Origin of the sequence: Acinetobacter sp. YH12094, assembly GCF_013419295.1 — a bacterium.
Lineage (GTDB): Bacteria > Pseudomonadota > Gammaproteobacteria > Pseudomonadales > Moraxellaceae > Acinetobacter > Acinetobacter amyesii.
Genome location: NZ_VPAK01000010.1, coordinates 85558 through 110539 on the forward strand (window position 1 = coordinate 85558; position 24982 = coordinate 110539).

Annotated in this window: 22 protein-coding genes and 1 pseudogene; 8 read left to right on the top strand and 15 right to left on the bottom strand. The window is 41.4% G+C overall.

The genetic code is table 11. The features are described from left to right. Positions 1–2: 2 nt before the first annotated feature. Positions 3–2705, bottom strand: coding sequence for a pyruvate dehydrogenase (acetyl-transferring), homodimeric type (gene aceE / locus FTU34_RS09510; protein ID WP_180035428.1), 2703 nt, complete (start codon positions 2703–2705; stop codon positions 3–5). Positions 2706–2986: 281 nt separating this feature from the next. Further along, complete coding sequence (locus tag FTU34_RS09515; RefSeq protein WP_078193213.1) at positions 2987–3682, bottom strand: M23 family metallopeptidase; 696 nt, start codon at positions 3680–3682, stop codon at positions 2987–2989. 106 nt (positions 3683–3788) lie between these two features. Here FTU34_RS09515 and FTU34_RS09520 point away from each other — a divergent pair, with 106 nt between their 5' ends. Then, the gene (locus FTU34_RS09520; RefSeq protein ID WP_111884464.1) at positions 3789–4229 is read left to right on the top strand and encodes a DciA family protein; all 441 of its coding nucleotides are present in this window, start codon (positions 3789–3791) and stop codon (positions 4227–4229) included. A 97-nt stretch (positions 4230–4326) separates the two neighbouring features. Here the strand turns inward: FTU34_RS09520 and lpxC are convergent, their stop codons facing one another. The 8 genes from lpxC to gshB form a co-directional block, all read right to left on the bottom strand. Then, positions 4327–5229 (bottom strand): UDP-3-O-acyl-N-acetylglucosamine deacetylase, encoded by a 903-nt coding sequence (gene lpxC, locus FTU34_RS09525; RefSeq protein ID WP_078193215.1) that lies wholly within the window; start codon positions 5227–5229, stop codon positions 4327–4329. A 125-nt stretch (positions 5230–5354) separates the two neighbouring features. Next, entirely contained in the window at positions 5355–6545 is a 1191-nt protein-coding gene (gene ftsZ, locus FTU34_RS09530; protein WP_111884463.1) for a cell division protein FtsZ, read from the bottom strand. 159 nt (positions 6546–6704) lie between these two features. Continuing rightward, the gene (ftsA, locus tag FTU34_RS09535) at positions 6705–7967 is read right to left on the bottom strand and encodes a cell division protein FtsA (protein WP_111884462.1); all 1263 of its coding nucleotides are present in this window, start codon (positions 7965–7967) and stop codon (positions 6705–6707) included. Between the two features lie 68 nt (positions 7968–8035). After that, entirely contained in the window at positions 8036–8890 is an 855-nt protein-coding gene (locus tag FTU34_RS09540) for a cell division protein FtsQ/DivIB (RefSeq protein ID WP_078193218.1), read from the bottom strand. A gap of 3 nt (positions 8891–8893) precedes the next feature. Further along, positions 8894–9823, bottom strand: a complete 930-nt coding sequence (locus tag FTU34_RS09545) for a D-alanine--D-alanine ligase (RefSeq protein WP_180035427.1) — start codon at positions 9821–9823, stop codon at positions 8894–8896. A gap of 59 nt (positions 9824–9882) precedes the next feature. Continuing rightward, positions 9883–11331 carry a UDP-N-acetylmuramate--L-alanine ligase gene (gene murC, locus FTU34_RS09550; protein WP_078190576.1) on the bottom strand — a complete coding sequence of 483 codons (1449 nt, stop codon included), beginning with the start codon at positions 11329–11331 and terminating at the stop codon, positions 9883–9885. A 14-nt stretch (positions 11332–11345) separates the two neighbouring features. Then, positions 11346–12443, bottom strand: a complete 1098-nt coding sequence (gene murG / locus FTU34_RS09555) for an undecaprenyldiphospho-muramoylpentapeptide beta-N-acetylglucosaminyltransferase (protein WP_180035426.1) — start codon at positions 12441–12443, stop codon at positions 11346–11348. A gap of 302 nt (positions 12444–12745) precedes the next feature. Then, positions 12746–13690: a glutathione synthase gene (gene gshB / locus FTU34_RS09560; protein WP_078190578.1), complete on the bottom strand. Its 945-nt coding sequence runs from the start codon at positions 13688–13690 to the stop codon at positions 12746–12748. A 326-nt stretch (positions 13691–14016) separates the two neighbouring features. Between gshB and FTU34_RS09565 the strand changes: the two genes are divergently transcribed. Together FTU34_RS09565 and FTU34_RS09570 are read left to right on the top strand one after the other, a co-directional pair. Beyond that, entirely contained in the window at positions 14017–14919 is a 903-nt protein-coding gene (locus FTU34_RS09565; protein WP_180035425.1) for a sensor domain-containing diguanylate cyclase, read from the top strand. Positions 14920–15045: 126 nt separating this feature from the next. Then, entirely contained in the window at positions 15046–15249 is a 204-nt protein-coding gene (locus tag FTU34_RS09570; protein WP_180035424.1) for a DUF3565 domain-containing protein, read from the top strand. 37 nt (positions 15250–15286) lie between these two features. Here FTU34_RS09570 and FTU34_RS09575 read toward each other — a convergent pair. Further along, positions 15287–16620, bottom strand: a pseudogene (locus tag FTU34_RS09575) (ISNCY family transposase). Between the two features lie 180 nt (positions 16621–16800). Continuing rightward, the gene (locus tag FTU34_RS09580) at positions 16801–17409 is read right to left on the bottom strand and encodes an FMN-dependent NADH-azoreductase (RefSeq protein WP_180035423.1); all 609 of its coding nucleotides are present in this window, start codon (positions 17407–17409) and stop codon (positions 16801–16803) included. Between the two features lie 98 nt (positions 17410–17507). Here FTU34_RS09580 and FTU34_RS09585 point away from each other — a divergent pair, with 98 nt between their 5' ends. Next, a complete protein-coding gene (locus tag FTU34_RS09585) occupies positions 17508–18419 on the top strand; it encodes a LysR family transcriptional regulator (protein WP_078194112.1) in 912 nt (303 codons plus the stop codon). 332 nt (positions 18420–18751) lie between these two features. Here FTU34_RS09585 and pyrE read toward each other — a convergent pair whose 3' ends face one another. Then, a complete protein-coding gene (gene pyrE, locus FTU34_RS09590) occupies positions 18752–19402 on the bottom strand; it encodes an orotate phosphoribosyltransferase (protein ID WP_078190583.1) in 651 nt (216 codons plus the stop codon). 40 nt (positions 19403–19442) lie between these two features. Between pyrE and FTU34_RS09595 the strand changes: the two genes are divergently transcribed. Next, on the top strand, positions 19443–20261 hold the full coding sequence (locus FTU34_RS09595) for an exodeoxyribonuclease III (RefSeq protein ID WP_078193225.1): 819 nt from the start codon (positions 19443–19445) through the stop codon (positions 20259–20261). 628 nt (positions 20262–20889) lie between these two features. Beyond that, entirely contained in the window at positions 20890–21237 is a 348-nt protein-coding gene (locus tag FTU34_RS09600; RefSeq protein ID WP_180035422.1) for a Spx/MgsR family RNA polymerase-binding regulatory protein, read from the top strand. Positions 21238–21340: 103 nt separating this feature from the next. Here the strand turns inward: FTU34_RS09600 and FTU34_RS09605 are convergent, their stop codons facing one another. After that, positions 21341–21778, bottom strand: a complete 438-nt coding sequence (locus FTU34_RS09605) for a DUF2147 domain-containing protein (RefSeq protein ID WP_078193227.1) — start codon at positions 21776–21778, stop codon at positions 21341–21343. Between the two features lie 155 nt (positions 21779–21933). Here FTU34_RS09605 and FTU34_RS09610 point away from each other — a divergent pair, with 155 nt between their 5' ends. Then, entirely contained in the window at positions 21934–22845 is a 912-nt protein-coding gene (locus FTU34_RS09610) for an alpha/beta hydrolase (RefSeq protein ID WP_078190587.1), read from the top strand. An 85-nt stretch (positions 22846–22930) separates the two neighbouring features. Here the strand turns inward: FTU34_RS09610 and FTU34_RS09615 are convergent, their stop codons facing one another. After that, the gene (locus FTU34_RS09615) at positions 22931–23500 is read right to left on the bottom strand and encodes an FMN-dependent NADH-azoreductase (RefSeq protein ID WP_078190588.1); all 570 of its coding nucleotides are present in this window, start codon (positions 23498–23500) and stop codon (positions 22931–22933) included. Between the two features lie 254 nt (positions 23501–23754). On the opposite strand from FTU34_RS09615, the gene FTU34_RS09620 reads away from it, so the two are divergent. Then, positions 23755–24948, top strand: coding sequence for a GGDEF domain-containing protein (locus FTU34_RS09620; protein WP_180035421.1), 1194 nt, complete (start codon positions 23755–23757; stop codon positions 24946–24948). Positions 24949–24982: the final 34 nt, after the last annotated feature.

Consider the following 24982-nt stretch of genomic DNA (forward strand, 5'->3'; position numbering starts at 1 on the left):
GATTAGTTCTCCTCTTTGTAGTCAGCCACAGCATGCAGTTCCGGCGTTTCCTGCGGAGCCCATGCCACTGGACGGTCAGTATCTAGCTCAAAGCTTGAGATGGCATCTTTAACCAAACGTGCATCAACTTCGCCTTCATCCGCGAGTTTTTTCAATGTTGCTACCACAATATGTGCGGCATCAACACCAAAGTAGCTACGTAAGTTGCCACGTGTATCTGAACGACCATAACCATCTGTGCCTAATGCAACGAACGGACGATTGTCTGGAAGATAAGCACGGATTTGTTCGCTATAAGCACGCATGTGATCGGTTGCTGATACCACAATACCGTCTTTTTCACGAAGTAATTGAGAGATCCAAGCTTCTTTCGTATCTTCAGCCAATGGATGTAGGCGGTTGTATTCTTCACACGCCATACCATCACGAGCTAATTCGTTAAAGCTAGTGACGCTCCACACATTTGAATGAATTTGATATTCATCACGAAGGATTTTCGCTGCTTTAATCACTTCACGCAGAATCACACCTGAACCCATCAATTGAACCGTTGCTTTCTCATCTTCTTCGAAGAGATACATACCACGTTTAATGCCTTCTTCAGCACCTTCAGGAATAGCTGGATGTTCGTAGTTTTCATTCATTACTGTTAAGTAGTAGAACACACGCTCTTGGTTCACGTACATGCGTTTTAAACCATCATGTACGATTACTGCCAACTCATAACCAAAACATGGGTCATAAGAAATACAGTTTGGAATCGTATTTGCCAAGATATGTGAATGACCATCTTGGTGCTGTAAACCTTCACCGTTCAGTGTTGTACGACCCGCAGTTGCACCGAGCAAGAAACCTTGCGCCTGTGCATCACCTGCAGCCCATGCAATATCGCCAATACGCTGGAAACCGAACATCGAGTAGTACATATACATCGGAATCATTGGCAAGTTATTGGTTGAATAACTGGTTCCTAACGCAGCCCAAGCACTCATCGCACCCGCTTCGTTAATCCCTTCTTGTAACATGTGACCATCTTTGGCTTCACGGTAATGCATCAACTGTTCTTGGTCTTCAGGGGTATATTTTTGACCATGCGCAGCATAGATCCCCAACTGACGGAACATACCTTCCAAACCGAAAGTACGCGCTTCATCCGGTACGATTGGCACAACACGATCTTTAATCGCTTTTTCTTTAAGCAGTGCAGAGATCAAACGCACCATCACCATAGTGGTCGATTGCTCTTTACCATTTGAACCTTTCAATACTGTATCAAAGACAGAAAGTTCAGGAATAGCCAACTGTTCACTTTCTTTACGACGTGCAGGTAGGTAACCACCCAATGCTTCACGACGTGCTTTCATGTATTTAATTTCAGGTGAATTTTCACTTGGACGGTAGAATGGCACTTCTTCAAGCTGTTCATCGGTAAATGGCAAGTTGAAACGGTTACGCACGTATTTCAACGACTCAAGCTGCATTTTCTTGATTTGATGCGTCTTATTGACTGCTTCAATCTCTTCCGACAAACCATAACCTTTGACTGTTTTTGCCAAGATAACTGTTGGCTGACCCGTTTCCTTCATCGCTTCGGCATAAGCCGCATACACTTTGAATGGGTCATGACCACCACGGTTCAGGTTATCAATATCTTCATCGCTTAAGTTGCGCACCAACTCTTCAGCTTCAGGATACTTACCAAAGAAATGTGCACGCGTATACGCACCACCTTTCACTTGATAACGCTGGAAGTCACCATCGACCGCTTCTTCCATCACCGCTTTTAAGGCACCTGAATCATCTTTTGCTAGTAGCGGATCCCAATGACGACCCCATACCACCTTAATCACGCGCCAGCCTGCACCACGGAACAATGATTCAAGTTCTTGAATAATTTTACCGTTACCACGAACTGGGCCATCTAGACGCTGTAAGTTACAGTTCACGACCCAAATTAGGTTGTCGAGCTTTTCACGACCTGCAAGTGAAATGGCACCTGTACTTTCAGGCTCATCCATTTCACCATCACCGAGGTAAGCCCAAACTTTACGGTTTTCTTCTTTGATCAGGCCACGATTCATCAAGTACTTTTGGATGTGTGCTTGATAGATCGACATGATTGGACCTAGACCCATCGATACAGTTGGGAACTGCCAATAATCTGGCATCAAATATGGATGTGGGTATGACGGCAAACCTTTACCGCCAACTTCACGACGGAAATTATTTAAGTGCTCTTCAGTCAAACGACCTTCTAAGAACGAACGTGCATAGATACCTGGCGCACAGTGACCTTGATAATAGATCATGTCACCGCCAAAGCTGTCGCTATTGGCACGGAAGAAGTGGTTAAAACCCACGTCATATAAAGTGGCAGATGATGCAAAACTTGCCAAGTGACCACCTAAATCGTCACCGGTTTTATTGGCACGCAGTACCATTGCTAACGCATTCCAGCGGATCAGCGCACGAATACGGCGCTCCATATCCGAATCACCCGGCATAGGCGGTTGTTCTTCAACTGAAATGGTATTTAAGTAAGGAGTATTTAGTCGCTGAATGGGAACGTGCTTAGCAATCGCTTGTTGATAGAGTTTTTCAAGCAAAAATGCAGCGCGGTCAGTTCCCATGTGCTGTAAAACTGAATCAAATGCGTCCTGCCATTCTTGGGTTTCTTGCGCATCTGTATCGCCATAAAACGCCATACTTCACCTATCCTATGTGCTAAATATATGGCTCTATTAGTACCATATTTTGGCTAGGCTCAGTTATCGCCACAAATGAATACGAAATAGCTCTGTTATTTATTTACTAAATACTTATTGATTAACAATTACACAAATTTACATTTTTGGGTCAATTTTCGCCATTTTTCATACAGACAATATTTTTTAGAATGATAATTTTATAGTTATTAGCGATAAATAAAAAAGCCATTGTCTGTAGAGGTTCAGACAATGGCTTCGTATATAGATGTTATATGTGCTTATGGTAACATCGCTAAATACGTTGATGGGTTTTTACGTTGACCATCTTTCACTACTTCGTAATGCAAATGTGGGCCAGTACAACGACCAGTACAACCAACGTTAGCAATATGCTCACCCGCAGCAACACGGTCGCCTACACGTGCAATTAAGCGTGATGCATGTGCATAACGTGTCAGGTAACCATTACCATGGTTAATTTCAACATATTGACCATAACCTGTGCCCCAACCTGACTTTGTTACAATGCCTGGACCCGTTGCATAAATAGGTGTGCCACTAGCCGCAGAAAGATCTAAACCTGAATGATTCTCCGCACGGCCACCCATGGTACGACCACCATAGTTTGAACTTACACGCTTCATGTCTGGAAGTGGGTGGGCAATTAACCATGAATATGGATTATTTGAACTTGCTGAATAGTTTTTAGAGGAATTGCTTGAACCGTATTTTTTTGCGATTGTCGCATTGTTGAGTTCAATTGATTTTTCACGAATTTTAACATTCAACTTTGTTTCTGCTGGAATATCAATATCATTGCTTTCAGAGTAAGCACCTTGAGACAAAGTGCGAGTTAACTGTTCAATACGATCTGATGATGAATCTGCTTGATTTAATTCAACTAAATCTGCAAAAGCGACTGAAGCGGCCGAAGCAGCCAATGAAAACGCCAATAAAATACGTCGTAAATGCATAAAAAACCTCTATAAACTGTTCTCTTTTGTTCCTTGTGTGATTTCGTCCTTGATATCAGCCAAAAGGAGCGCATAAGATTAAGACATAAACATGTAGGAAATATGTATGTCAGAACCTGTCAACGTCTTTCAACCAACAAGAAAACACATAAAAACAGGAAACTTTTCGTTTCTCTCAACGCAAGTTGCTGCATGGCAGAAGCTTACGAAAATTGTCCAACCGCTATTACCCCAACCGGATCAATGGCAAGTCGTTTGTTATATAAACGGTGTACTTATATTAACTGGTGAAAATCAGGCACTGATAAGTCAGTTGGCCTATTTACAAAAGCAATATATTGCACAGTTATCACAAATATACGAATTCAAGGATTTACACAAGATTCAAGTTCGTCTGAGAACTCCGTCTCCAACGCCCCATTCCCCTGAAAAAATTTCAAGAACCCTCAGTACAGAAACTCAGGATTTACTCCGTAATGCTGCTGACTTTGTGAGCGACCCTAAGCTTAGCCAAGCAATGCTGCGTTTGGCAAGCAATAAAAAGTAACCACCGAGTTGTAACAGACAAATTTGAATATTCAGATTGTGACAGACTTAACACTTACAAATGATACAATATAACATCACTATTATAAGACAATGACTTATGTCACATTCACATAACTAATTGGGCAATCTTTAATGTCATCAAATGTTACAATTTCATAGCTGTCTGGATCACTTTTGACATTGCGTAATAACTGATTATTTAATGCATGACCTGACTTATAGGCATCATATTTCGCAATAATTTGATGACCGAGCAAGTATAAATCACCCACAGCATCTAATATTTTGTGACGAACAAACTCATCCGAGAAGCGTAAGCCCTCTTCATTGACCACACCATTGTCATCTACACCAATGGCATTTTCGAGACTCGCCCCTAAAGCCAAATTATTAGCTTTGAGGTAATCTAAATCTTTCATAAAGCCAAAAGTCCGCGCTTCACTAACTTCATAGACAAATGTTTCGGTTGAAAAGTCGATTGTTGCCGACTGAAATTCTTTCTTAAATGCAGGATGGTCAAAATCAATCGTAAAATTTAATTGGAAACCGTCATGGGGTTGGAAGGCAGCACGTTTATCATCGATCAGTGCTTCGACAGGTTTGCGTATTTTTATGAATTTTTTAGGTGCATTTTGTTCTTGTAGTTCACCTTGCATAAGCAAATAAATGAACGGGCCGGCACTCCCATCCATAATGGGCACTTCAGACGCCGACACTTCCACGATCAGGTTATCAATCCCTAAACCAGCAATCGCACTCATAATGTGCTCAATTGTGCCCACCTTGGCATTTTCTTGTACTAAGTTAGAACACATGAATGCTTCTTGAATCAGCATAGCATCGGCTGGAATATCAATCGGTGGATTTAAGTCGATACGACGAAACACAATCCCCCCATCGGCATGATGTGGTACAAAGTTTATCATCACTTTTTGCCCACTATGCAGTCCGATGCCACTCGCTTTCACGATGCGTTTCAGGGTACGTTGTTTCAACATGTGTCTTCTATCATCAGTTCACAAAACCGCTATACGTTAGCATATTTAGCCATTGATAAAAAACAAAAAGGTAGCTGATCAGCTACCTTTTGTAATCAATAGACATTTAAGTCATTGAATTTATGTTATTTACGTTGCTGATTTTTCAAATAGTCTTGAATACTCATTGGCGTAGGGCGTGAATTGGATGCTGACGCCGCTGCTGCAGCTGGAGCTGCTGCTTCATTGTGCTGACGTTGAATCGCTGGCACATCATCTTCATCTACAGGTACTTGTGCAGAAGCGACTGTACGCGTTGCTTGTGAGACAGGGCGTTTCACTGGCTCAGCAGAATCGGCAGAATTACGAGTTAAACCCGTTGCGATCACCGTTACGCTAATTTCATCACGTGCATCTGGATCAAATACCGTACCGTAGAACACTTGACCTTCATCAAGATCCACAATTTGGTTCACCACATCAGTGATTTCTTCAATTTCACCGAAGGTTACGTCATCGCCACCTGTAACGTTAATCAAAATGCCTTTTGCATTCATGATGGTCACGTTATCTAACAATGGGCTACGGATCGCTTGTTCAGCAGCTTGACGCGCACGGTTTTCACCACGACCAGAACCTGCACCCATCATTGCATAACCACGTGTACTCATGGCAGTTTTCAAATCGGCGAAGTCAAGGTTGATATGACCCGGACGCACGACAAGATCAAAGATACTACGTACCGCATTTAACAATACATCGTCTGCCTTTTTATAAGCATCTTTCATTGAAATATCGCGGAATACTTTAAGTAGACGTTGGTTCGGAATAATAATCAGAGAATCAACATGTTGCTCAAGTGCTTCAATACCTTTCTCAGCAGATTGCTGACGACGTTTACCTTCAAAGTTAAACGGAGTCGTCACCACACCTACAGTTAAGATACCCATTTCTTTGGCAATTTCAGCAACAACTGGCGCAGCACCGGTACCTGTACCACCACCCATACCTGCAGTCACGAACACCATGTCCGTACCTTCAAGGTGTTGGCGAATCAACTCACGGCTTTCTTCAGCAGCAGTTTGACCCACTTGTGGATTTGCACCTGCACCCAAACCACGCGTACTTTGCTCGCCGAGTTGGATTTTAAATTGTGCATTCATGCGGTCGAGTGCTTGTTTGTCTGTATTGGCACAAACAAATTTTACACCTTCGATATCTGATTCCAACATATGTTGCACAGCGTTGCCGCCAGCACCACCTACACCGAATACTGTGAAACGGGCTTGACCGTTGCTGTCGCTTTGATCATCTTCTAAAAATTCAAATGAGGCCATGCCTAAAAAATTCCTAATCCATAATTGGCAGACACTTCAGCCCGTATACTGCCTTGATCTTAATAAAAATTGTTTTTTAGAATGCTGTCCAAGTTCCAGCTTGTCAAGTACAAGCAATAATCCGTACAACTTCCCAACAATATTCCCAAATATTTCAACTTAAAAGATCGACTTCAAGGTGTCATTGAAGCCCGACCATGCACGTTTTACCCGATTCAATACTGAAAGTTTTTCCGTATCTTCTGGCTCAACGATCGTATCTTGTGTTTCACTTTGACTGAAAATTAACAGACCTGCGGCAGTCGCGTATTGTGAACGACGTAAAGCGGCTTGCTGTTGATCATCAGCATACACTTGCATAGGTGGATTACCTAAATGTGCAGAAACACCTAACATCCGACGCGCAAATGTCACCATCCCTTCAATTTGGCAGGCATCACCTGTGAGTACAACACCATGGTATAACCCATGAATCGCACCATGATCGACCAACTCATTACGCACTTGATTAAAGATTTCTTCATAGCGCGCAATAATGATTTCGGTAAGTTCAATACGGCTAATGGTTTGTGGACCATCAATACCTTGGAACTGAATCATACTTTCAGGTTTAACCACTTTCAGATCAACACAACCATACAACAGCTTAATGCGTTCAGCTTCTTCTGTTGTGGTTTGCAATACAGCAGCAATATCACGTGTTACATGCTCACCGCCACGTTGCAAGGTGTGTGTCATCGCCAAGCGACCATCTAAATACACCGCAATGTTGGTCGTACCAGCACCAATATCAACCAAGCACACACCATATTCTTTTTCATCTTTAAGCAAACTGGCTTCAGCTGTTGCTAATGATGAAATGACCATGCGTTCAACACCAATATTGGCACCTTTTAATGCGCGATCCAAATTCTGCATGGTGCTGATGGGCAACATCATCAAATGATAATGTCCTGTCATACTCCGTGCTGACATGCGAATCGGGTTTAGCACCCATTCAGGTTCATCATCTAGTTCAAAACCTAAAGGTACAGCACTCACCAAATAATGGTCAGACGTTAAATGACTGGCTTTAGCCAGTTCTAAAGCACGCACCACTTCATTGGTGGTAATCGCATGGTCATTATTTTCAATTGGAGTGCGACCAGAGGCATAAAAACTTTTTAGTTCAGCACTTGGAATGGAAATCCACGCAGAATGTACACGACATTCCGCCATATCTTCCGCTTCCTGCACTGCATTTTTAATTGCGGTAACAACTTTATCGAGACTGACAATTTTCCCTTTATTCATGCCGCGGTTACGAGCGGTCGCCATCCCTACCACTTGGATATTGTCTGGCGCGTGTACCTTACCAATCAAAACTGAAACTTTGTGTGTCCCAATGTCAATCGCAACAACCGAGGGAACAGCTTCATTCATTATTTACTACTACCATTCACATGTTTGTTTAATTTATGGCTTAAAGCCTCTACTTATAAAGCCGATCATTATGGCTTTACAGGCGCTGCATTCGCAATGCCTATGTCATCACTGGTTACAACAAACTGACCATTTACCGACTTTGCTGGCACAGAGTTTTTCCATTGAATCGCTAAACCATTTCGGTAGCGCAAATCGATGGCAGAAATTCGTGGCCAAACAGGTTTTAAGTCACTGTGTGCGAGATAACTTAAACGCTGCAACTTACTCATGGTCTGATCTTGATCGACAATCACGCGTAAGCCTGAATCAAACTGCATAAACCAAGTCATTCGTTCGGTTAAATATAATTCTTTTAAACGAATGCCAACAGGTATAAATAGTTGATTAATTTCATTATAGCGACGCATCATCATTTTGGACTGACTCGTCGGCCCATGCAATAACGGTAAATTCTGATGATTGGTCGGGGTTAATTCGGCAAATACATCACCACTGTCGCTTAACAGTCGCCCAGTTCCCCAACGTGCAATCGCTTGACGCGGCATCACCCGTACACGAATTGCATTCGGCCATGCACGCGATACCACCACGCGATCGACCCAAGAGATTTCTAAAGTACGGTCACGAATGACACGTAAATCAGAGGTAAAATAGTTTTCAGTCATCATCGGTGAAACGTATGATATGACTTGTTGTTTTTCTTGGGCGCTCCGCACACCCACCACATCAAGTTCAGCCACACGTGCATCCGTCATGACTTTATATAGCCCCCAAATTCCGGCAATCAAAACCACACATGCAATAAACAACAACAGCCATCCACCCACATTGGTAAGTTTTTCCTTACGTGTCGGTGGTTTGTCATGTATCGATGTCGTTGCTGCACGTTTACGGCGCATAGACGCAGGAAGTTGAGCCATAATTTAGTGTGCCGCACCTGTCAGGGTTTGTTCCAAAATTGCGACACAAAGATCATCAAAACTATAACCTACGGCATTGGCTGCTTTTGGTACTAGAGAATGACTGGTCATACCCGGAACGGTATTTACCTCAAGTAACCAGAAGTTTCCGTCTGCATCTTGCATCGCGTCAATACGGCCCCAACCACTCGCACCTACCGCTTGGAAAGCACGTAAAGATAAAGCTTGTAGACGCTTTTCTTCATCTTCAGTCAATCCACATGGAATACCATATTGCACATCGTTACGGTTATATTTCGCCTCGTAATCATAAAAAGCCACATCTGCAGGCGGTTCTAAACGAATCACCGGTAATGCCTGACCATTTAAAATCACAATGGTAAATTCACGTCCGGTAATCCATTTTTCAGCCATCACGACTGCATCATGCTGGGTCGCTTTTGCAATTGCGGTTGCAAAGTCTTCAATTTTTTCAACTTTGCTCATACCAATGCTCGAACCTTCATGCACGGGCTTGATGATAAATGGCAAACCAATTGAATCTACAATTTCTTGTAAATCTGAATCTTTACTGACAATACGATATGGTGCTGTCGGTAGTTCTGAACCTTGCCAAACTTGTTTAGTTTTGACTTTATCCATACCAATCGCCGAGCCTTGAACGCCCGTTCCAGTGTACGGAATGTTTAACCATTCCAAAGTACCCTGAATTTGACCATCTTCACCACCACGGCCATGAAGTACGATAAATGCACGGTCATAAGCCACCAACTCAGTCACACTGCGTTGCTGCGGATCGAATGCTTCGGCATTTACACCCGAACGCACCAATGCTTCAAGTACAGCTTTACCACTATCGAGAGAAACCTCACGTTCGGCAGATTTCCCACCTAATAACACGGCAACTTTGCCGAATTTTGAAGCATTTGACACGTTTATATCCTTAAACTTTTATCTACGGTCTAAACAAACTTTGGATCACCAAGCGATGATCATTTTACATAGAGATTGTTTTGAGCAAGTTCGATTGAGATTGCTCCAACATTACCTGCGCCCTGTGTTAATAACAAGTCATTTGCTTGTAACACTTTTTTCATTACTGCTTGTAAGTTGCCTTCTACTGGATCGATGAGAATCGGCTCAACTTCACCACGTAGACGAATGCTTCGAGCCAACGCACGACTATCCGCACCTACAATTGGTTTTTCACCTGCAGGATAAACTTCTAATAACAACAGTTGATCGACTTGAGACAAGACATCGACGAAGTCATCAAAACAGTCACGCGTACGACTAAAACGATGTGGCTGGAACATCATCACCAAACGACGATCTGGATGACTTGCACGTGCTGCTTTAATGGTCGCTTCCACTTCTTTTGGATGGTGACCATAGTCATCGACCAATTTCACCAAGCCATCTTCAACTTCAAATTCGCCTTGTACTTGGAAACGACGACCTACGCCACTAAAGCTTTCTAAGGCACGCGCAATCGCAGCATCAGAAACACCTTCATCCGTTGCAATACCAATCGCTGCCAAGGCATTTAAGATATTATGAAGACCCGGCAAGTTAATGGTTAAACGTAACGGCTCACGGTCTTTACGCAAAACGGTAAAGTGTGATTGCATGCCTTCTTGAGCCACATCAACAGCACGAATGTCATTGTCTTCATTGAAACCATAAGTCACGACAGGACGACCAATACGCGGCATAATTTCACGGATGTTGGCATCATCACCACACATCACGGCTAAACCATAAAATGGAAGACGCTGTAAGAATTGTACGAAGGTATCTTTCAATACATCAAAGCTACCGCCATAGGTATCCATATGGTCAGCATCGATATTGGTGACAATCGTTGCCATCGGCTGTAAATGCAGGAAAGATGCATCTGATTCATCCGCTTCGGCCACGATATAACGACTTGCACCCAATGCAGCATTCACACCAGTACGATTTAACAAACCACCAATGACATAAGTTGGGTCCAGATTTTCTTCTGCCAACATGCATGTCACAAGACTGGTTGTCGTGGTTTTACCATGCGTCCCCGCAACGGCAATACCATGACGGTAACGCATTAATTCACCCAACATTTCTGCACGACGCACGACAGGTGTACGGGTTTCAATCGCCGCTTTCACTTCCGGGTTTTCAGAATCAATAGCTGTTGATACCACGATTACATTGGCGCCTTGAATATTTTCAGCAGCATGACCAATGAAAACTTGAATGCCATTTTCTTCAAGCTGAGCCGTAGTTTTCGACGCTTTAATATCTGAACCTGAAACTTTATAGCCTTGGTTTTTCAATACTTCAGCAATACCGCACATGCCCGCACCACCAATCCCAATAAAATGGATGTGTTTAATACGGCGCATTTCTGGCACTTTAATGAGCTTTTTCGCTTGATCGGCAGGCGTTGATGGAGACATAGATTACTCGAATTTTACAAATCTTGAATTAAACCAACCACGTGCTGTGTCGCATCGGGTTGTGCCTGTTGTCGAGCCTTAACCGCCATTTCCATAAGTCGTTGGCGATTCATCAGCGGCTTCAACAACGCTGTTAAACTTTCTGCGGTCATGTCCGCTTGTGGGCAAATTTTTGCGGCATTGATATTGGCCAAGAATCCGGCATTTGCAGTTTGATGGTCATCCACTGCACTTGGCAGAGGAACAAACACGGCTGCCACACCCGCTGTCGCAATTTCAGTGACGGTTAGCGCACCAGCACGGCAGATAATCAAATCCGCTGCAGAATAGGCTGCTGCCATATCTTCAATAAACGGCTGAACTTCAACTTGCATATGTTCAGGTGCACTTGCATAACGAGCCAATGTGCTTTCAGCATTATTTTGACCACACTGATGATATACACTGAGGGGCTGTTCTAATTGCTGCAAAGCAGCCGGCACACATTCATTTAAGGCACGTGCGCCCAGTGAGCCACCTACAATTAATACCCGTAATGGCAACCCAGCTTTTTCACGCTCTTGGTAACGCCATGACGGATTTAAAATTTCTGTAATTTCTTTACGTACAGGATTACCTGTGGTCACGATTTTATCTTGTGCTGGAAAGGTATTTGGAAATGCCTGACAGACAATTTTGGCCACACGTGACAACTGCGTATTGGTAAAACCTGCTACCGCATTTTGTTCATGGATAATAACTGGTATGCCCAATGCACGAGCCGCCAAGCCACCTGGCCCAGCCACATACCCCCCAAAACCTGCAACTGCATCGACTTTGAGTTGTTTCATATAACGCATGGCACTCAATGTAGCTTTGAGAATTTTAAACGGTGCCATCAGCTTACGCACGACTCCATTGCCGCGCACGCCTTGGATATCAATTTGATAAATTGGAATATTATGATTTTTAAGCAGGCGATTTTCCATGCCTGTTGGCGTTGCGAGCCAAGAAACTTCACAGCCTTGTTGTTGCAACTCTTTGGCAACAGCGAGCGCTGGAAAGACGTGACCACCGGTTCCGGCAGCCATCATCATGACATGTTTCGGCTTTACTTGCGTTACTTCGGTCACTGTCTAATTCTTCAATTCTAAAAAGAGGCTAATGATATTCGATTTTAAGCAAACAATTGTAATCACAAACGCATGACCGTGAAAGGTAATTTACTTTTTTTCAACAGGCGTATGATTGTTTTTTTCTACTATTTTAAAAGTTTAAACTAGTTTTATTATTAATCTATGAGAATTGAAAAAAAATCAGACAATTTTTCACTTTAATTGCATTCACTTACAGTTTTTTGCTTTTTAAGCTCCCCTCCCCTTAGCGCAGGACAAAAAAAGAGCCCGTGGAGGACTCTTTTAAATCTAGTGCAAAATTAAGCTTTTAAACCTGCCTCAAGGACATCAAATAAATCATCGGCAATCGAGGTGCCAAATTGCGCATCAATTTCACGTACGCAGGTTGGACTGGTGACATTAATTTCAGTCACGTAATTACCAATCACATCCAGACCAACAAACACTAACCCTTTTTCACGAAGGAATGGCCCAACTTTGGCTGCAATGGCTTTATCATTTTCGGTCAATGGACGCGCCTCGCCCAAACCACCTGCCGCCAAGTTGCCACGCACTTCGCCATTTTGCGGAATACGCGCCAAACAATACGGTACGGGTTCGCCATTGATCATCAAGATGCGCTTGTCGCCATCCACAATTTCTGGGATGTAACGCTGCGCCATAATCGGCTGTGTGCCGTTATTGGTCAGGATTTCAATGGTTGAACCAATATTAACGCCATCTTGGTATAAACGGAAAATGCCCATACCGCCCATGCCATCTAATGGTTTCACGATCACATCGCCATGTTCTTGTAAAAATTCACGAATCAGACTTTGCTGTGAAGTCACCAAGGTCGGTACTTGAAGTTCAGGGAATTGCGTCGCGAACAATTTTTCATTGCAGTCACGTAGGCTTTGTGGCTTGTTAATAATCCATGCGCCTTCGCGTTCAGCCTGTTCCAAAATATAGGTGGTGTAGACAAAGTTCATATCAAACGGCGGATCTTTACGCATCAAAACCACGTCATAAGCTGCAATTGATTCTTTTTGTTTTTCGCCGAGTTCGTAATAGTGGTTGTAGTCTTCAAAAACTTTTAGCGGTGAAATCAAACCAAAGGCTTTGCCTTGATCGATATATAAATCTTGCTGTAATGCATAGCCTAGCTCATGTCCACGACGTGCTGCAGCCCATAGCATCGCCATTGAGGTATCTTTTTTTAGGTTTACATTTTCGATGGGATCCATCACAACAAGTACACGCATTATTCAGTGCTCTGTTCATTATCAATTTATGAACGAGTATAGCCGAGATTTTTCTTTTGTTTATTCTGATTTTGCATGTGTATGTATGGATTCGTGTGATGCAGGCGATAATTCAAAACATTTCTATCATCGGCTTTATCTCAATAATGGAAATAAGCCATGAAAGCATTATGGCGTTAGGCCTGTGTAAATCGACGCCAAGCAATTGAGACAGATATTCATCACATCTACATCTCGCCCATCACTATTTTTGGTGAAAAAACACGTGCTTTTTATTTTTTTAGCTATTGTGTTAATTATTGTAAATAAAAAAATAGAATTCATTGATGATCAACATTGAGCAGATGGCTATCATTCTTGATGCTTTACCAGACCCTGCATTTGTCATATCACGTAGTGGAAAATACGTTGCAGTTTTTGGCGGGCGCGATAATCGTTATTATCACAATGGTTCCGGTCTTGTTGGTACCTATATTTCAGATGTGATCAAGCCAGATAAAGCCAACTTGTTTATGCAACTGATCGACCAAGCTCTAGCGTCAGGAAATCTACTCATCGAAGAGTACGAATTGAGCAATAGGGATGTAAAAGGTCTGCCCGATTATGGTCCTGAAGAGTCCATTTGGTTTGAGGTGCGCATCCAAGCTCTCAGTTTTTCGGTAGATGAAGAAGACGTTGTACTTTGGGTCGCAAGTAATATTTCAGCGCGTCACAACCTGGAAATCAAGCTGAAAGAACTCAGCCATACAGATCAGTTAACCGGTCTTTTCAACCGAAGAAAATTAGAGCATGACTTAGCATTACATTATGAGTCATACCTACGGCATTCCATACAGACCTCGATCTTGATGTTCGATCTTGATAACCTCAAAAAGATCAACGACAGCAAAGGCCATCATGTTGGTGATGAGGCAATCCGAGCAGTCGCAAATATTCTTCGTTTAACGCTGCGTAAGACCGATTGCGCCTGCCACTTAGGTGGAGATGAGTTTGTGGTCGCCTTGCCCAACACGGGCTGCGAGCAGGCCATCCAGTTTGCAAAACGGATTCATGAACATTCCAGAAAAGAATTAAGTCGGTTTTCAATAGATAACGCGCATGTCACCGTGAGCATAGGAGTGACAACCATCATGCCTGAAGATTGCACCTACGAAGATACAATTAAACGTGCTGATCTAGCGCTGTATAAAGCCAAACATGGCGGGAAAAATAGAATTGTCGCGGCCTAAGCGTGCGGCAGAAATAAACCAAATTTCACAGTCTATTTTGCAATTTGATATTCAAACCGTTGTAATTGTTCAAGATGAACTCTTTTCCCTTTTTCAGCATCATTTTAATTTAGATAGGTGTTTGATATGCAGCAAGCCATTGTTGATTTTGCCTTGGATGATGAAAATCATTGGTATGCCATTTTAGCTTGTGGCCATACACAGCATGTCCGGCATGATCCGCCTTGGCAAAACCGTCCTTGGGTTTTGACGGAGCAAGGACGGAATGAAAAGTTAGGGGTGATGTTGGAATGTAAGAAGTGTGATGAAGAGATATTATTCCCCAATTAAAATGTCTATGCGATAAACCATTTAAAATGTCCTGTTTTTAACTACAAGAGTCAAGCACAGGATTTAAATTTCTTTGTTCAATAACAACTTTCTGAGCTTTACGACTCGGCATACTTTTCTTGAGACGGGAACGTTTATTCTGTTTCTCCAATTCCTCATGTTGCTGCTGGATATGGGCCAGGACCGAACCTAATCTTTTATTCTCAACCACATCATTCTGCTGTAGTCCAGCCAGTTTATTGAAGACGCTATAGTTGATCTTCCGTCCTTCATGCATGATTGCCACAGTACCATCCGGGTACTCCAGAAATGAAATGTATTGCCCAACAAGCTTATGATTCAGCTCTGTCGGTTCAAGTATATAAATACACTTGTCATAGGTCAGGGTCAGATTCTTGGTGACCTTACGCGGTTCCTGCCAGGTAAAAATATCATCCAGTTCAAGATCAGATTCGGTTAATGGCCGATGCAGGTTCTTTGAGTTTCGCGCACATTTGGCGAACTTCTGATTGAACTGCTCAATAAAGCAGGGTAACCATATATTGGCCTCTGCAATCGAACCGATGCCTTCCAGGCGCATCTCCTTGATCAGACGGTCCTGAAGGGTTCTGTTGGCACGTTCCACACGACCTTTGGCTTGGGGTGAGTTGGCAAAGATAATATCGATGTTCAAATTATTCAGAATCCGCCCAAATTGCGTAATCTGGCTGTCTTGCCTGGATTTCTGATTAACTCTGAATACCGAATGCTTGTCACTATAAAAGGCTAGAGGTTTGCCGTATTGTTCAATGTAGGCTCGGGTTGAAAGCATGTAGTCAAAGGTCGTTTCAGCCTCACAAAAGCGCAGATGCAACAGCTTTCCAGTGGCATCATCGATATAAACCAACAAGCAGCATTTTGCAGCTCGACCTTCAAACCAGTCATGATATGAGCCATCAATTTGGATCAGTTCACCGAAGCAATCCCGGTTATAACGTGGCTGATATGGACGCTTCAGGCGCTTGGATCGCGGAATCCACAGGTCATTGGCGTCATCCAGCGCCGAAGCGTTTCTACCGGGATATTCAGGTCAAACATGCTGCTGAGCTTCTCATGCGCCAAGGTGGGTCCAAAGCCCAGTAAATGTTCAGCAATAATGGAAAGGCACTTTGATTTTAACAAGTCATCATAGCGACGATGGCCAGGTTGACCACGACTGGCATGTGCCATACCTGAGACACCATCTTGATTGAGCTTCTGCAATAACCGGGTAATTTGACGGGTGGAAAGATTTAGGATTTCAGCAGCACGGACCTGGGTAATACGATGATCTCGAACGTCTTGCAGAACTGCAAGCCGTTGAATTTCTTTGTCAGACATAGTGATCAGCATCTATATTTATATCCAGTCCATGGTGATAAAAACCATCATAAACTAGACATTTTTATTGGTGAGAATATAGACACTTTAAATGGGTTCTAACACTCTCGTTTCGTATAATCGCCATTATGTTAAATAGGAACCTTAGAACAATAGAAAATTATAATTTCATTGCCATAAGGAAGAATATACTTACAATCCTACGTTCGTTTGTAAAGCAATTTGCTGTGAAGCTAATTCAAGTGCTTTAGATTTCCCTAATGGTTTAATATCAGTGCCTTCAGCATATATAAAATCTACCTTATCAATACCAATTAATCCTAATACTGCTATTAAATATGTTGTAACAGCATCTGTTGGAAGATCTTGATGAAAACCACCACGTGAACTAAAGATAATTGATTTAACACCTTTAATTAATCCTACGGGTGCGGTTTCTGTATATTGAAAAGTTACTCGTGCTCGTGCAATTAAGTCGAACCAGTTTTTTAATTGGGTTGGTACATTTAAGTTATACATTGGTGCTGCAATCAATAATAGATCACAATCTTTCAGCTCTTGAATAAATTGATCAGAGAGAGCTACTGCTGCTTTTACCTCAGGTTTTTCATTCGCCTCTCCACGTAAGGCATTAAATATCTCTAAGTTTAATACTGGTAAGTTCATAGCTCCTAGATCATGTTCAATTATTTGGTCAATATAACCACTTTGCTTACGTCTATATAAATATTTATTAATGAGCTGATTACTTAGAGATTTTTCCTGCATAAAACTAGATTTGATAACTAAAATTCTGTTCATAGTAAGGTTCCTAATATGAATTTTAATTAGATTATCATTGATAAATTGGATACAAAAGTGATAATAAATCAACTCATTGATTCCCAATTGGAACTAATATGCGTGTTAATGATCTGAAAAGTTTGATGGCATTTATTAGTGTTGTTGAACAAGGAAGTTTTACTAAAGCATCAGAAAAATTACATCTGACTCGTTCCGCTGTCAGTAAGATGATTTCAAAGCTTGAGGTACAGCTCGGAGTAGTACTTTTTAACAGAGATACACGTCATTTAGCTCTCACAGAAGAAGGTAGTATTTTCTATGAACATAGCCAGCGGGCTGTACAAGAATTATTAATAGCTGAGACATTATTTGAAAGTAATAATCAAAATATTCAGGGAATGATACGTATCTCTATGCCTGTATTATTTGGACAAAAGTTCATAGTTCCGATATTAAGAGACTTAGCAGATGAACATCAAAATTTGAATATGGTTCTTTCTTTTAATGATCGTTATATTGATTTAATTGAAGATAATTATGACCTAGTGATAAGAATTGGTAATTTAGAAGATAATAGTCAATTAATGGTTAAAAAGATTTCTGAGCATGCAATGTGGCTCTGTGCCACACCTGAATATTTAAAAAGATACCAGGTTCCTGAGAGCATCAAAGATTTAGATAACCATCAGACTATTGGATATTTGAAAAATGGGCAGCTTGAAAAGTGGATATTTCAAAGTTCTCATCATAAAACTATGAAATATTTGCCAAAAAATAAAGTTCAAATGGATGACATAAAAAGCATATTAGATTATGTACTAATGCATGGAGGAATTGGTTGGTTACCTTCCTGGTTGATTCAAGAATATATACAAAGTGGTCAATTAATACACCTACTTACTAACTATTCAAGTACTAACTATCCTATTCAAATTGTATGGAAAAGATCAAATTTCTTACCAATACGTGTTCGTACTACCATTGATAAAATAGCTTCATCAATACAAAAAGATAGCGTCATTAAATAAGATTTATAAGAGAAAAATTCTAAATTGATAGTAATACAAAATCTTTCTAGTTTAATTTTTAAACACGGATTTATTAAGCTTTCCTAAAATTAACATAATACACGTTATACGAAATTCTATTTTTATTTATTATAAATCATAGTGTTATACAATAGAGAAAAAACCCATCATCTCCGGTTGGGCTTTTTTAATGATTTTTCACGTTTCTTTACTACCAACCAATCAATTGTTCCACATTTTTGATTAGCTAAATTCAACATTCCTAATCTCAAAACTACACAAAAAAAGGAAGCTTCCGCTTCCTTTTTAACAACCTTAAAATCTAAAAAATCTTAGATCCCATACTTCACACGGTACGCTTCCATTTTCGCTAAAGCTTCAGTTTCACCTTTAGCCTCTAAGAAAGTCATTAAATCTTTCATAGTGATTAAAGCATGTACAGGAATTTCTAACTCTTTTTGTACTTCTTGAATCGCAGACAAATCGCCCTGACCTTTTTCTTGACGGTCTAGCGCCACCAATACGCCCGCAATTTGTGCACCGGCATTTTTCAGAATAGTCACTACTTCACGAATCGCTGTACCCGCAGTGATCACATCATCAATGATCCAGACTTTTTTACCTTCAACAGACGCACCAACCAATACACCGCCTTCGCCATGGTCTTTCGCTTCTTTACGGTTAAAGCCCCAAGGTACGCTCACACCATGGTTTTGTGACAGTGCGACAGCCGTAGCTGCTACAAATGGAATACCTTTATAAGCTGGGCCAAAGACTACTTCCACATTATCGCATTCTGTTAATTTAGCTGCATAGCCAGAAGCCAATAATGATAAGGCTTCACCATCGTTCAGTAGACCTGCATTAAAAAAATAAGGACTCACACGACCCGATTTTAAAGTAAACTCACCAAATTTAAGCACACCACGTGATAATGCCAGTTCGATAAAAGCTTGTGGATTAAATGCCGCTTGCGCTGTCATGAGGTGCTCCATTTTTTTAAGTTTGAGGTTAAACCTGAGCATGATACCAAAGAGTAGCTATCCAAGTGATCAAAAAATTTTACGTGTCGTTTCAATTAATGTGAATGGTCTGCGTTCCGCTGAAAAAAAAGGTATTTTTGACTGGATGGCAACTTCAGATGCCGATGTCATCTGCATGCAAGAAAGCCGCATTACCCATGAACAATGGACCGATAAATTTAAACCCGAAGGTTGGTTTACACACCTTTTCCCTGCAGAACGCCCAGGCTATGCCGGTACTGCGATTTATAGCCGCCTACCTTTTGTTTCAGTGACAGATGGTTTAGGTTTTGAATTGGCAGACACTCAAGGCCGCTTTATTTCTGCTGAGTTCGATTTAGGACTTGGACAAACTGCACATATTTGCTCGCTCTACCTGCCTTCTGGTTCATCGGGTGAAGAAGCTCAGGCGCGCAAAGACCTATTTTTAGGCGAATATCAACAAATTTTGAAGCAATGGCGTGCTGAAAATAAGTCAGTGATTGTTTGCGGTGACTACAACATCGTACACAAACGTATTGATATTAAAAATTGGTCTGGGAACCAAAAGGCTTCAGGCTGCTTACCACATGAACGTGCATGGCTCGATCATATTTATGATGAGCTTGGCTATGTCGACACCTTCCGTGAGGTACGTAAAGAAGCCGAGCTTTACTCTTGGTGGTCTAACCGAGGACAAGCGCGTGCCAAAAATGTGGGTTGGCGTATCGACTACCATGCATGTTCACCAGACTGGAAAGAACGTACAGTCAATGCTTGGATATTTAAAGATGAATGGTTTAGCGACCACGCCCCTGTCATTATTGATTATAAAATTTAAGCTTCCAACAATTAATTGAGTGAACGATTGTTTACTCAATTAGAGCTTATTTCTCACATTACATGACGAATTTGTGGATTTATCTCATAACTTGAACATAGCATTATGGTCGCACGGCAAAGGGACATGTCAGGATGACATAAAAGGATTGGACGCCGAAGGAAGTATAAAAACAAACTAAATGATTTAGCTTGTTTTCAAGGATGTGACAATGGACGTTGGATTGAGACCCGCATGATCAGGATGATTAAATGCGGGTTTTCTCTTATCTAGTCCCCACATCTATAGACTCAAAACATCCCCCAACTAAAACAGCTAAAAATTCGATCTGCACAGCATTTTCTTATTCTCGCTTTCTTTCTACTTTTGACTGTGCAACCTTAAGCTGAATTTTCTTGTTATCGCAGCGCTTTCTTTTCTGATTCGTTTTGTTCTGTAGGCTATTTTAAAACACCAAAATGTCGTTTTGATGACAATGCCTAATATTTACAGCATGCGACTTTTACAGCAAAACATTTATTTCTCAATCCACATCCAGATCGAGCTTTGAGCATTGATGAATTAGCCTGTAGGATAATGCTGAAGTGTATTTTTATCTTATTGTTTGAATAATTGAGGACACCTGTTCATGCTTAAAATTTATGGCATCAAAAACTGTAATACCATGAAAAAAGCTTTCGACTTGCTCAACAAATTAGGCCTGACCTACGAATTTCATGACTATAAAAAACAAGCGATTGATGCTGAAACCGTAAAAACATGGCTCGATGCCAAAGGTGCTGATGTGATTCTCAACAAAAAAGGCACCACATGGAAAAAACTCAGTGAAGAAGAGCAACAGACAGCCTTAGCCAGTGAAGAAAATTTGATTCAGTGTTTAACAGCGCATAGCAGCATGATTAAACGTCCTGTACTCGATACAGGTAGCGATTTATTGGTTGGCTTTGATGAAAGCGCTTACCGTGCATTGAAATAAATTTTTTATCACACTCATGCACGGCTCTAGTTCAATTGTGGCTGAAAATAGGCTATAAAAAAGCCTGACATTGTCAGGCTTTTTTTGTTTGAATCATGTCAAATTAGTTGGCACGAATCCATGTTTGATTACGACCTAAAGCAGCAACGCCAATAAAGCCGCGAAGCTCTAGTTTTTTGCCACCATCAGCCAATTGACCTTTTAACTTGTAAGTTTTACCTGATTGAGGATCCAAAATTGAACCATCTTCATAGCTTGTACCACCTACATTTTTAAGACCTGTCACAATACGTAAGCCTTTTAATGATTTATTGTGATATGGGCCTTCACATTTTTTACAAGCGTTCTCTTCACCTGGTGTCAAAACTGACTGAATGCTCGCAGAAAGCGTACCATTTTTTTGCTCGGTGAATTTTACAATCGCTTTTGGTTGCTTGGTTTTATCATCAATGGTTTTCCAAGTTGTACCATTTAGCGGATCTGCAGCATTTGCAAATGCGGCTAAACTCATCAATCCTAATGCTAGTGCAATTTTTTTCATTTTTGTTTATTTCCCTGGTCTGATATAGACGACATTAGTATCCAAAAGTCACAACAATTTATCAATTTTTGTATGTGACCGTTTAGTGTAACCTTGTAATTTGTGTTGGTAAATATGCTCACACGATTCCAAAAATAGAAAAAGATGGAAAGACAATGAAGATATCGCCACTGACGAAACAACTGATTACAGAAAGCATTTTAAAAACCACAATTCGTGGGCCGAGCCAGTTCAATTTACCGCCCAATACTTTACGTTTTGCTTTGGAACAAATGTGTCGTGCATTTCCCCAAAACCCGGATGTACAAATTCGTCCAATTCGCTTAGCTGGCTTAAAAGCCGAAGAAATCAAGCCGCAACAGGCATCGACCCAACTCATTTTTCATATTCATGGGGGCGCATTTTTCTTGGGTTCGATGAACACGCATCGGGCGTTTCTGACCCAAGTTGCCGCACGCACGCAAATGCAAGTGTTACATTTGGATTATCCTTTATCCCCAGAAGCGCAGTTTCCTGAAGCACTCGATGCCCTTTTTGATGTGTATGCGGTGTTATTAGATCAAGGGGTTCAAGCCAAAGATATTATTTTGTCAGGCGACTCTTGTGGTGCAAACTTGGCGCTCGCCTTAGCCCTTAAAATTCAACAGGAACAACTTCCACAAGTCAGTGGTTTGGTGTTGATGTCACCGTTTTTAGACTTGACGCTGAGTAGTGAGTCTTTGCGTTATAACCGTAAGCACGATGCGCTGTTAAGCATAGAAGCCCTCGAAACAGGCATTGATTATTATGTACCCCGCTCGGTCGATCGAGCTGATCCATTGGTCTCGCCTTTTTTTGCCGAACTCAAAGGACTGCCTCCGATTCATATTCAAGTGGGTTCTAAAGAAATTTTATTGGATGATGCGCAGCGCTTTAAAGTCAAAGCAGAAGAAGCCGGCCTAGATGTCGAATTCAAGTTATACACTGGCATGTGGCATAACTTCCAAATGTTTAGCCCATGGTTTGAAGAAGGACAGCGTGCGCTAAGTGATTTAGCCGATTTTGCACATCGACTGGATCAGGATTAATCGCTGAAAAATAATCCCTGAAATGGATCAAAGTCACCATAAAAAAGGTCAGCATGTGCTGACCTAAGAGGGAAATGTTAATCCATTAAATGGCTTGAATTTGAGCCTGAGCTGTCGCCATTGCTTGTGCTTTCATATCAGGTCCCATATTAACTCCTTCGGCACGAATCACATCAATATCGCTGACACCTGTGAAATTAAACACGGCTTTTAATAAACCTTCTTGATAATCTACAGGGCTGTTATCGCCATACACACCGCCACGACTGCTGGCAATATAGACTTTTTTGTCACCTGCCAAACCCACTGGACCTTGTTCTGTATATTTAAAGGTACGACCTGCAACACTGATACGGTCAATCCATGCTTTCAAAGTTGATGGCAAACCGAAGTTATACATAGCAGCACCAACCACAACCACATCGGCATCTAAATACTGTTGTAACAGTTGCTCGCCTAAAGCCGATTGTTCTGCATTTTGACCCATCAAAATTTCACTGCTGAGATGTGGAATCTGCTGTACAGCTAAATCGAGATGTTGAACCTGTGCCGCATCCCCATGTTTTTGCTGTAGCTGTTGTACAATTTCAGCGCTGAGTTGACGCGAAACTGAAGCGTCGCCCATGATGCTTGAATCAATATGCAAAATTTTCATGACTAAAACCTAAAGCTGTTGTTATTAACTTGAGCCTAGTGTAATCACTTTTCATAAATAGAATAATCCTGATCCTTATGACACTATGTTTTATTTTTAGAACAATCTTTTTAAACTCGTAAAAAATTTAAAATTACTGAGCGGTTCTTGACCGTTATCAAGTGTAAATTTTCATGCTAATGTAAGCCTATAAAATGATATCTATATAAACTTTAAGAAAAAAACTGATAACTCGAACAGGGCAATGACACAGGATGACGGTGAAATCAAGCATACGTGACATGATCCTTCGCAATAGAATCGCCCAGTATTTACTGGAAGATGAAGTGGTCATGAATTGGAGCATCCTGAAAAAGTGTATGCTCATGCTGATGCTTGGCTCAGCCATTCATCTGCTTTGGATCATTTGGAAATTTTATGTTTATGTCACGCCAGAACTTTGGCAGTGGGTTAACCTTGATCTAATCCATTCTCAATTATGGACTAATATCGTCTTTTTTAGCTTAATGGTGCTATTGATTTGGCCTTGCTATGCTGGAAAAGAAAACCCAAAAATTCAGCTTGTTTTACCTTATCTTTCAGTCGGTTTATTCGTCATTTCTTTATGTCGTGATGGTTATTTAATTGGTGTCATGAGCCCAGCCACCATGATCTCCTACGTGAGCCTAGTGACCGTTGGATTGGTGCTATTTACACGAAAAATCGTCTATAGCATGCTGATTCCAGCCACGATTTTTTTATCTATTTGCATGTATTTAAGTATTCGCGGCATTATTCCCTATGCCCCGATTTTTCAACCTCATACCTATGGCTATCAAAATAGTTTTTGGCTCTTCTCAATGATCTTTTTCATTGTTCCTATTTTATTAACCTGTCTGGCTTTATTTGAAATCTTACTGAGCCAATGGCGTCACCGTGAGCATTTGATTCAAAAACTCAGTCAAGTCGACCCACTGACCAATTTATTTAATCGACGCAGTATCAATCAGTGTTTGGAACAGCTCGATAGTGCTAAAACAGATACATATGCACTGGTCTTGTTGGACTTAGACCATTTCAAACGTATCAATGATGAATATGGACACGATAAAGGCGATGAAACCTTGATTCTCGTCAGCCAAGTATTAAACCAACATTTACGCGGTAGTGATGTAGTTGGGCGTTTTGGCGGGGAAGAGTTTATTTTGGTGTTAAAAAATTCTAACTTAGAACAAGCGATTTTCATTGCAGAGCGCTGTCGAAAAGCCATTGAACAGCTTGAAATTTGGGGGCATGACGGTCAGTCAATTCATGTGACAGCTAGTTTTGGCATTGCAATTTCTACGCCTGAATTGGTACCGCAACAATTGCTGACCCATGCTGATCAGGCGCTATATGCAGCTAAAGCTGGTGGTCGTAACATGGTCATGGCCTACACCGAACAACAAAGCTTTAGCCATTTGGTTTAAAACTTTTATATAGCTCAGATGCGGCATTAAGCTT

What these genes read in the sequence shown, in the direction of transcription:
- FTU34_RS09605 (WP_078193227.1), bottom strand. Translation starts at nt 21,778, where the DNA reads ATGAAAAAAATTGCACTAGCATTAGGATTGATGAGTTTAGCCGCATTT.
- FTU34_RS09585 (WP_078194112.1), top strand. Translation starts at nt 17,508, where the DNA reads ATGCGTGTTAATGATCTGAAAAGTTTGATGGCATTTATTAGTGTTGTT.
- FTU34_RS09610 (WP_078190587.1), top strand. Translation starts at nt 21,934, where the DNA reads ATGAAGATATCGCCACTGACGAAACAACTGATTACAGAAAGCATTTTA.
- pyrE (WP_078190583.1), bottom strand. Translation starts at nt 19,402, where the DNA reads ATGACAGCGCAAGCGGCATTTAATCCACAAGCTTTTATCGAACTGGCA.
- FTU34_RS09615 (WP_078190588.1), bottom strand. Translation starts at nt 23,500, where the DNA reads ATGAAAATTTTGCATATTGATTCAAGCATCATGGGCGACGCTTCAGTT.
- FTU34_RS09580 (WP_180035423.1), bottom strand. Translation starts at nt 17,409, where the DNA reads ATGAACAGAATTTTAGTTATCAAATCTAGTTTTATGCAGGAAAAATCT.
- FTU34_RS09565 (WP_180035425.1), top strand. Translation starts at nt 14,017, where the DNA reads ATGATCAACATTGAGCAGATGGCTATCATTCTTGATGCTTTACCAGAC.
- FTU34_RS09595 (WP_078193225.1), top strand. Translation starts at nt 19,443, where the DNA reads ATGATACCAAAGAGTAGCTATCCAAGTGATCAAAAAATTTTACGTGTC.
- FTU34_RS09515 (WP_078193213.1), bottom strand. Translation starts at nt 3,682, where the DNA reads ATGCATTTACGACGTATTTTATTGGCGTTTTCATTGGCTGCTTCGGCC.
- FTU34_RS09570 (WP_180035424.1), top strand. Translation starts at nt 15,046, where the DNA reads ATGCAGCAAGCCATTGTTGATTTTGCCTTGGATGATGAAAATCATTGG.
- aceE (WP_180035428.1), bottom strand. Translation starts at nt 2,705, where the DNA reads ATGGCGTTTTATGGCGATACAGATGCGCAAGAAACCCAAGAATGGCAG.
- murC (WP_078190576.1), bottom strand. Translation starts at nt 11,331, where the DNA reads ATGTCTCCATCAACGCCTGCCGATCAAGCGAAAAAGCTCATTAAAGTG.
- FTU34_RS09620 (WP_180035421.1), top strand. Translation starts at nt 23,755, where the DNA reads ATGACGGTGAAATCAAGCATACGTGACATGATCCTTCGCAATAGAATC.
- ftsA (WP_111884462.1), bottom strand. Translation starts at nt 7,967, where the DNA reads ATGAATGAAGCTGTTCCCTCGGTTGTTGCGATTGACATTGGGACACAC.
- lpxC (WP_078193215.1), bottom strand. Translation starts at nt 5,229, where the DNA reads ATGTTGAAACAACGTACCCTGAAACGCATCGTGAAAGCGAGTGGCATC.
- ftsZ (WP_111884463.1), bottom strand. Translation starts at nt 6,545, where the DNA reads ATGGCCTCATTTGAATTTTTAGAAGATGATCAAAGCGACAGCAACGGT.
- gshB (WP_078190578.1), bottom strand. Translation starts at nt 13,690, where the DNA reads ATGCGTGTACTTGTTGTGATGGATCCCATCGAAAATGTAAACCTAAAA.
- FTU34_RS09540 (WP_078193218.1), bottom strand. Translation starts at nt 8,890, where the DNA reads ATGGCTCAACTTCCTGCGTCTATGCGCCGTAAACGTGCAGCAACGACA.
- FTU34_RS09600 (WP_180035422.1), top strand. Translation starts at nt 20,890, where the DNA reads ATGCTTAAAATTTATGGCATCAAAAACTGTAATACCATGAAAAAAGCT.
- FTU34_RS09520 (WP_111884464.1), top strand. Translation starts at nt 3,789, where the DNA reads ATGTCAGAACCTGTCAACGTCTTTCAACCAACAAGAAAACACATAAAA.